Genomic DNA, 2,167 nt, shown 5'->3' with positions numbered 1-2,167 from the left:
GGCGAGGTGATGCAGGTGGCAACGCCGGCCGAAGTTTACGAGGCGCCGGGATCGCGTTTCGTCGCTGGCTTCGTCGGCAACGTGAATATGTTCGAGGGCAAGATCGCGCGTGGCGAGGCGGGCAGCGCCTGCATAGACGCCGGCAACGGCATCACCATCCGCACCGACAATGCCGGCACCGCCGGGGCCGGGACGGCCGTCACCTTCGCCATCAGGCCCGAAAAGATCAAGGTGTCGTCGAAGAAGCCGGCCGAGGCCGTCAACGCCATCGAGGGCGAGGTCTACGACATCGCCTATCTCGGCGACATGACCGTCTATCATGTCAGGCTGGACGACGGCCAGGTGGTGCGCGCCAGCACCATGAACGCGGCCCGCATCACCGAGGATCCGTTGAGCTGGAACGACCGCGCCTGGGTTTCCTTCCGGCCCGACGCCGGCGTCGTGCTGACGCGGTAGGGGGCGACCATGTCGAGCGCCGCCGTCACCACAGCATCAGCCTCTCCGGCATCCAATGCCGGCAGATCCATCCTTGCCAGGCTGGGTGCTGCCTTCGTTGGCCGACTGGTCATCATCATCCCGTATGTCTGGCTGCTGTTCTTCTTCCTCATTCCGTTCGTCATCGTCTTCAAGATCTCGCTGTCGCAGACGGCGATCGCCATTCCGCCCTATACGCCGGCGCTCGATTTCAGCGGCGGTATCTCAGGGTTCCTGGCTCAGCTGAAACAGCTCAGCCTCGACAACTACACCTGGCTGACGCAGGACGCGCTCTACTTCAACGCCTATGTGACCAGCGTCATCATCGCCGCGGTCTCGACGGTCCTGACATTGCTCGTCGGCTACCCCATCGCCTACGGCATGGCGCGCGCGCCGGCGACGATCCGCCCGACCTTGCTGATGCTGGTCATCCTGCCGTTCTGGACCTCGTTCCTGATCCGCGTCTACGCCTGGATCGGCATTCTCAAGCCCGAAGGGCTGCTCAATCAGCTGCTGCTCGCCACCGGCATCATCCACCAGCCGCTGATCATCCTCAACACCTATACGGCGATCTTCATCGGCATCGTCTATTCCTACCTGCCGTTCATGGTGCTGCCGCTCTATTCCGCTCTCGAGAAGATGGACTATTCGCTGATCGAGGCGGCCAAGGATCTCGGTTGCCCGCCGACCAGTGCGTTCTGGAAAATCACCTTCCCGCTGTCGCTGCCCGGCGTCATCGCCGGTTGTCTGCTGGTGTTCATTCCGGCTGTCGGCGAATTCGTCATTCCCGATCTGCTCGGCGGATCGCAGACGCTGATGATCGGCAAGACGTTGTGGAACGAGTTCTTCGCCAATCGCGACTGGCCGGTATCGTCGGCCGTGGCCGTCATCCTGCTGTTGCTGCTGATCGTGCCGATCATGCTCTTCCAGCGGGCTCAGGCGCGCGCTCAGGAAATGGACAGGTGACCTCATGAACGCCACCTGGAGCCGCTTCAACATCACCTCGATCGTGCTTGGCTTTGCCTTTCTCTACCTGCCGATCGTGCTGCTCATCGTCTTCTCGTTCAACGAATCGAAACTGGTCACGGTCTGGGGCGGTTTCTCGACCAAATGGTACGTCTCGCTGTTCCACAACCAGGGTCTCATGGACGCGACCTGGGTGACGGCGCGTGTTGGCCTGATCTCGGCCACGGTTGCGACGGTGCTGGGCACGCTGGCGGCACTCACCTTGACCCGCTACACGCGCTTCAAGGGCAGGGTGCTGTTTTCCGGCATGGTCTTTGCGCCGCTGGTCATGCCGGAAGTCATCACCGGCCTGTCGCTGCTGCTGCTCTTCGTCGCCGTCGGGCTCGACCGCGGCTTCCTCACCGTGACGCTCGCCCACATCACGCTGACCATGTGCTTCGTCGCCGTGGTCGTGCAGTCGCGGCTCATGACTTTCGACCGCTCGCTGGAGGAAGCCGCGATGGATCTTGGCGCCACGCCGGTGAAGACCTTCTTCCAGATCACATTGCCGGTCATCATGCCGGCGATCGTCTCCGGCTGGATGCTGGCTTTCACCCTTTCGCTCGACGATCTGGTCATTGCCAGCTTCACCTCGGGGCCGGGCGCGACGACGCTGCCGATGAAGATCTACAGCCAGGTTCGCCTCGGCGTGACGCCGGAAATCAACGCCGCCTGCACCATCCTGATC

General features: G+C 62.7%; 3 protein-coding genes. All 3 read left to right on the top strand.

What is annotated here, in order from left to right; translation table 11 throughout:
• On the top strand, positions 1-456 hold a 456-nt coding region (locus EN969_RS27925), incomplete at its 5' end, for a TOBE domain-containing protein (protein WP_127419578.1).
• Positions 457-465: 9 nt separating this feature from the next.
• The gene (locus EN969_RS27920; protein WP_063170075.1) at positions 466-1,440 is read left to right on the top strand and encodes an ABC transporter permease subunit; all 975 of its coding nucleotides are present in this window, start codon (positions 466-468) and stop codon (positions 1,438-1,440) included.
• A gap of 4 nt (positions 1,441-1,444) precedes the next feature.
• Positions 1,445-2,167 (top strand): ABC transporter permease subunit (locus tag EN969_RS27915; RefSeq protein WP_127419577.1); only part of this gene is annotated, 723 nt, incomplete at its 3' end.

This window comes from Mesorhizobium sp. M7A.F.Ca.CA.003.01.2.1 (assembly GCF_003998945.1).
GTDB classification, from domain to species: domain Bacteria; phylum Pseudomonadota; class Alphaproteobacteria; order Rhizobiales; family Rhizobiaceae; genus Mesorhizobium; species Mesorhizobium ciceri.
This window is presented reverse-complemented; position numbering and strand designations above follow the sequence as displayed.